At 37.6% G+C, this 6007-nt stretch carries 6 protein-coding genes; 5 read left to right on the forward strand and 1 reads right to left on the reverse strand.

Features of this window, described 5'->3' with window-relative positions:
- Positions 1–231: 231 nt before the first annotated feature.
- Entirely contained in the window at positions 232–648 is a 417-nt protein-coding gene (locus tag HC176_RS13915) for a DUF1573 domain-containing protein (RefSeq protein WP_167919303.1), read from the forward strand.
- Positions 649–803: 155 nt separating this feature from the next.
- Here HC176_RS13915 and HC176_RS13920 read toward each other — a convergent pair whose 3' ends face one another.
- Positions 804–2000, reverse strand: coding sequence for a PDZ domain-containing protein (locus tag HC176_RS13920; RefSeq protein ID WP_342448699.1), 1197 nt, complete (start codon positions 1998–2000; stop codon positions 804–806).
- 253 nt (positions 2001–2253) lie between these two features.
- On the opposite strand from HC176_RS13920, the gene HC176_RS13925 reads away from it, so the two are divergent.
- From HC176_RS13925 to HC176_RS13940, 4 genes are all read left to right on the forward strand, one after another.
- On the forward strand, positions 2254–3444 hold the full coding sequence (locus HC176_RS13925) for a pyridoxal phosphate-dependent aminotransferase (protein ID WP_167919307.1): 1191 nt from the start codon (positions 2254–2256) through the stop codon (positions 3442–3444).
- A complete protein-coding gene (gene murB, locus HC176_RS13930) occupies positions 3444–4457 on the forward strand; it encodes a UDP-N-acetylmuramate dehydrogenase (protein WP_167919309.1) in 1014 nt (337 codons plus the stop codon). The genes HC176_RS13925 and murB overlap by 1 nt, the downstream gene beginning before the upstream one ends.
- A 68-nt stretch (positions 4458–4525) precedes the next feature.
- Positions 4526–5059 carry an RNA polymerase sigma factor gene (locus HC176_RS13935; protein WP_167919311.1) on the forward strand — a complete coding sequence of 178 codons (534 nt, stop codon included), beginning with the start codon at positions 4526–4528 and terminating at the stop codon, positions 5057–5059.
- 8 nt (positions 5060–5067) lie between these two features.
- A complete protein-coding gene (locus HC176_RS13940; RefSeq protein ID WP_167919313.1) occupies positions 5068–5856 on the forward strand; it encodes an anti-sigma factor in 789 nt (262 codons plus the stop codon).
- Positions 5857–6007 lie beyond the last annotated feature (151 nt).

Raw genomic sequence — 6007 nt, forward strand, 5'->3', positions numbered from 1 at the left:
TCAGCCCTTAATTTTTAGGGATTATTGAAAGAAACAATCGCAAAATAACAAAGGCAGAAGGCTTATTTACAATGGTTAAAACCTGTTAATTAACATGTATTTTATCTATTATTTTTGTTGATTGTGGAAAAAGTAAGTATGTTTGATTTAAATTAAAGGAGAAATTTAAGCGGTTTTAAGCATTAAAAAAGATGCCAAAACCCTAATAATGAACCATAAAAAAACCAAATCATGAAACAATTAATTACCATTTTATTCGTCGGGTTAATCAGTTTTGCTGTTAATGCTCAAGCTAAAATTGAGTTTAAAACAGAAACCATTGACTACGGCACGATAGAAAAGGGAGCTAACGGCGTAAGAACATTCGAATTTACCAATACAGGCAACGAGCCTCTAATTATTTCGAAGGTGACTTCTAGCTGTGGATGTACCATCCCTAAAAAACCAGAAGATCCTATTTTACCTGGAAAAACTGGTGAAATTGAAGTTAAGTACGATACCAATCGTGTTAACCCGATTAGAAAAACAATTACGGTTATTTCGAATGCCGAAACGCCAACAGTAGCCTTAAAAATTAAAGGTGAAGTTATTGCCCCTAGTAAAGCTAGCATTTTAGATAAAAAAGGAAAAAGTATTGTACAGCAATAAAGTTTAACAACAAATAAATTTAAAAGGCTTGAATTCACGTTCAGGCCTTTTTTTATACCATCTCGCAAAGGTTCAAAAGGCGCGAATTTATTTTCTACATTCGTTATTTACACTTACAGTTGTCCAATCTTAGCACACTAAAATACTTAACATATTCAATCCAAAAAATCAGCCAACTCAAAACTAAAATTTAAAGTTCTACCGTTTCTTTCAACTCTTAATCTCATTTTTTTTCCAGCTTCATCATGAAACATTTGCATAATTTCCTGTAGCGAAAATTGGTGGGTTTGCTTGCCGTTTACACTTATTACGATATCGCCTTTTTGCAAACCACATTGTTCTGCGGGCGAATTCTCGCGCAACTCTACAATACCATAGGCTGGTTTTAAAGCGATTTTATAGCGGGTATCTATAATAATTCGGGTGTTGTTTTGGTAGCTTTCTTTGGGGTTTAGCACCTTGCCCTTCTCCTCTTTTACCAACCGAACACCATCGTGGGCCAATTCAATACCGCTTTTGTTGTAATTGAACGGCAGCCTAAAATACTTGTTCTTCTTTAGGGTTAAACGTGCTTTTTGATAATTAAAAACCACATCAAAACGCTTTAAAATATTTCCAGATAAGCTACCGTTTCGGTTCCTGATTTGTTTGGCAAAAATAACGGAAGACGAATCGGGGTATGCCACATTGGCTTTTTTCAGCTCAAAGCTTTTCAAAAAAAACTTATCCACTTTCGAGCGTTTTCCGTAAACACTGCCATTTAGTCCGTAACCCAAAAAATCATAAAAATATTTATCTGAGGAATGAATGCCCAAATCTTCATTTTCGAACAACCAAAGGGCATCACTCCCACCAGAGTCTATCAACAATTTAATGGGGATTTCCTTGGCATCAATTTCTACCTTGACATTTATATAAGGCTTTCCGTTGTAAAACTCCAGATTGAAAGTTTCGCATTTCCTGCAATCTTTCATTTTATAGGCTTCGGGTTCGGTAAGTTTTAGTCGCTGCGTGGAGTAATTAATCTGAACCACCAAATCGCGGAATAAATCAAAGCCAATAATACCATGAATGGGAATACCCAAACGGGGCGATAAATCTAAGTTGGCATTAAATACCGCGTAAAGGTCTTGGTTCAACTTTATTGCTTCGCCTATTTTGAAAATATTGTTTTTAGATTTTAAAGCCTCTACCATTTTGCTTGCGCCCAATCCGCGCAAAAAAATGGTTTCGGTTTCTTTGATGTTCAGCGTATCGGAAACATTCAAAAAATTGAAGATAATGGGTTTGCTTACTCCCGTATCCAACAGAAAAGACAATTCAACGCCATTCACTTCAACCGGTATCACCACCAAATTATTGATTAGCTTAAACTTAATGTTGCATGACCGGTGTTTGTTTTCAATAACAAACCGGCTTTGGGAGAAACCAAATAGGCCAACAAGAAAAAAACAGAGTATGCTAACGGAACGGAAGGTCATCAAGCTTGGTACAATTTGTTATATCAATTTACAAATCTTTAGGTCAGCTTAGTAATTTAGGGGTGTTTTTTAAAAAAACTTTAAGATAATTTTCTCAACTTTGCAGCTTAAAAACAGTTATTTAATGCCAACTATTTCACAAAAAGGCCATGATATGCCCGCTTCTCCCATTCGAAAACTTGTTCCGTATGCCGAACAAGCTACCGAAAACGGAAAGCACATTTATTATTTAAACATTGGACAACCCGATATAAAAACCCCCGAAGTCGCCTTAAACGCTGTAAAACAGAACGATGTGGAAATCCTTTCGTATTCTCGGTCTGAAGGCTCTGAAACTTATAGAAAGAAACTGGCACAATACTTTGGCAAGCACGATATAAAGGTATCACACAACGATATTATTGTTACCACTGGCGCCAGTGAAGCTCTATTATTTTTGTTCAGCAGTATTATGGACCCGAATGATGAAGTGATTATTTCTGAACCTTTTTATGCCAATTACATTGCGTTTTCAACCGCATCGGGCGTTAAAGTGGTTCCGGCTATTTGCGACATTGACGACAATTTTGCATTGCCGCCCATTGATACTTTTGAAAAACTGATTACCCCAAAAACCAAGGCTATTTTAATTTGTAACCCAGGAAACCCAACGGGTTATTTATATTCAAAAGAAGAAATACAACAGCTGGCAGCTTTGGCCATAAAACATGATTTATTTTTGGTGGCAGACGAGGTTTACCGCGAATTTGTTTACGATGGAAACACACACTACTCCATCATGCAGGTGGAAGGTATTGACCAGCACGCCGTAATTATCGATTCCGTTTCTAAACGATACAGTATGTGCGGTGCTCGTGTAGGGTGCTTGGTATCAAAAAACAAAACGCTTATGCAAACGGTGCTTAAATTTGCACAAGCACGTTTAAGTCCGCCAACATACGCTCAAATTGCCAGTGAAGCGGCTCTAGATACGCCTCAAAGCTATTTTGATGATGTGATTGAAGAATATGTAGACAGAAGGGATACCTTAATTGCCGAACTCAAAAAAATCGATGGCATTAAAGTAGCCGTGCCGCAAGGGGCCTTTTATTGCATTGCGGAATTGCCTATAAAAAACGCCGACGATTTTGCGCAGTGGCTTTTAGAACATTTTGATATTGATGGTGAAACTGTTATGGTAGCACCCGCAAACGGATTTTATTCCACTCCGGGCGTGGGCTTGAACCAAATTCGAATAGCCTACGTATTAAACAAAAAAAGTTTGGTAAAGGCCGTTAACATTTTAAAAGAAGCTTTAAAAGTTTACCCCAACTAGTGCAGATTCAGAAAAACATATATTTAAAACCCTACAACACCTTCGGTATAGATGTTTTGGCGAAGCATTTTGTTTCGGTGGAAACCGTCGATGAGCTAAAACAGGTTTTGGGCTTGAAGGACTATCCAGAAAAACTCATTTTAGGCGGAGGCAGTAATATGCTATTAACCAAAGATGTTGATGCCCTGGTGATCCACGTTAACCTAAAGGGTATTGAAGTCATTTCGGAAAATGACGATTTTGTTACCGTTAAGGCCCAAGCCGGCGAAAATTGGCACCAGTTTGTACTGTGGTGTATTGACCATAATTTTGGTGGCGTTGAGAATCTTTCGTTAATCCCCGGTAATGTGGGCACGGCGCCCATTCAAAATATTGGGGCCTACGGTGTGGAGCTTAAAGATGTTTTTGAATCTTGCGAAGCACTTTCCATTGATGGAACAATCCTAAAAACCTTCACAAAAACTGATTGCAATTTTGGTTACCGAAACTCGGTTTTTAAACAAGAGGCCAAAGGTAAATTCATCATCACTAGTGTTACTTTCAAACTTAGTAAGCGTTACCATAATATCAACGCCAGTTATGGCACGATTTCAGCTGAACTTGAAAACAACAATATTGCCGAACCTACTATAAAAGACATTTCGAACGCGGTTATTGCCATTCGCGAAAGCAAATTACCCAACCCCAAAGAAATAGGCAACAGCGGGAGCTTTTTTAAAAACCCCGTAATTTCAAAAAACCATTTTGAGAAACTGCTGAAAAATTTTAAAGATATTCCGTCGTATCCTGTTTCGGACAATGAAGTAAAAGTTCCTGCGGGCTGGCTCATTGAAAAAGCCGGATTTAAAGGCAAACGGTTTGGCCAATACGGTGTTCACAAAAAACAAGCGCTTGTATTGGTAAATTACGGTGGTGCCAGTGGCTCTGATATATTGGAGCTTTCTAAATTAATTCAAAAAACCATTAAACGCTTGTTTAATATTTCCATTGAGGCCGAAGTTAATATCCTTTGATTTCAAAAGAAATGTCTAAATTTGATTTTATGAACCTTTTCATCCTTATTCACATAAACTAGCCGACCTTGATTTCAGCAATAGAAAAAGAAATAGTTTCCCTGCTACAACATGGCGACAAAAGAGCCATTAAGTTACTGTACGAGTACTACGCAGATGCGCTTTACGGGGTCATCCAAAAAATAATTAGGGATGAAGATACCGCCCAAGATGTGTTACAGGAAAGTTTCGTTAAAATTTGGCGCTACTCGAAAAAATACGACCCCAGCAAAGCCAAACTTTTCACATGGTTGTACCGCATTGCCTATAACACGGCCATAGACAAAATCAGGTCGCAGAAAAACAAAAGTGGCAACGAAGTCCAAATTGAGACTTCCAACGTATATAAGGTAAACTCAGATGAATTAAATCAGGATGTTTTAGACATCAAAAAACACCTAAACAGTTTAGACGAAAAATACCAAATAGTACTGAAAGCCCTCTTTTTTGAAGGCATGACCCAGCAAGAAGCCAGCGATGAACTGGATATTCCGTTGGGCACTATTAAATCGAGATTAAAAATTGGATTGCGGGAACTTAAAAAAATCTACGATCCTCAATAAAAAAAGTCATGAATGCGAAAATAGCTACTTTTTTAAATTCTGGCCTATTGGAAAAATATCTACTAGGTGAAACTTCTTCTGCCGAAACAGAACAAGTAGAGTCTTATATTTCAAAATACCCAGAAGTACAGCATGCCTACGATACGCTGCAATTTAACCTAGAGGTGGTTGCCAAAGCCCATGCTGTAGAAGCCCCCAAAAACATCTTAAATAATATTTTGGATGAACTTGATGAAAAACCTGTTGTAAAATTAGCTCCCAAAAGGAGATACAAAAAATGGTACAAATATAGTATAGCTGCCAGTGTTGCCGCTTTGCTTTTTGCCGGAACATCATATATTTTTTACAACCAAAACCAAAAACTGGCACGAGAAAACCAAGTAGTGGTTGATGAACTTTTCGATTTGCGAAGCGATATTGAAAAGAACAACGCCATGTTGGACAACGTGATGCGCCAACTTTTAAAATTGAATAACCCCGAAACCGAAAAGTATATTATTAACGGTAACGACCGGGCCAAACAATTAAAAACGGTGGCCTACATTAATGCCAAGGAAAAAACATCTATGATTGATGTGGTTTCATTACCTAAATTACCAGACGAGCAATGCTACCAAATTTGGGCAGAATTGCAAGATAAAATGGTGAGTTTGGGCGTTTTAAGTGAAGCCGACCGCAAATTAAAAAACATCCCGTACATGGAAGATGCCCTTGGTTTAAACATTACCATAGAGCCTAAAGGCGGCAATAATGTAGCCTCAACAGAAAACTCGGTTGCTGAAATCGATTTACAATAGATTAATAGCAATTTACAACTAAAAGAGGTCGTCTAAAAAGTAATATTTAGGCGATTTTCTTTTTTATAAAAACATTGGTTTTATAAGAGGTTGGATATTTTGATTTAAATGTAGCCCGTAAAAAGTTTTCAGTCTTTCTTACAGGGTCAAA

The sequence above is a fragment of the Tamlana crocina genome (assembly GCF_012037625.1).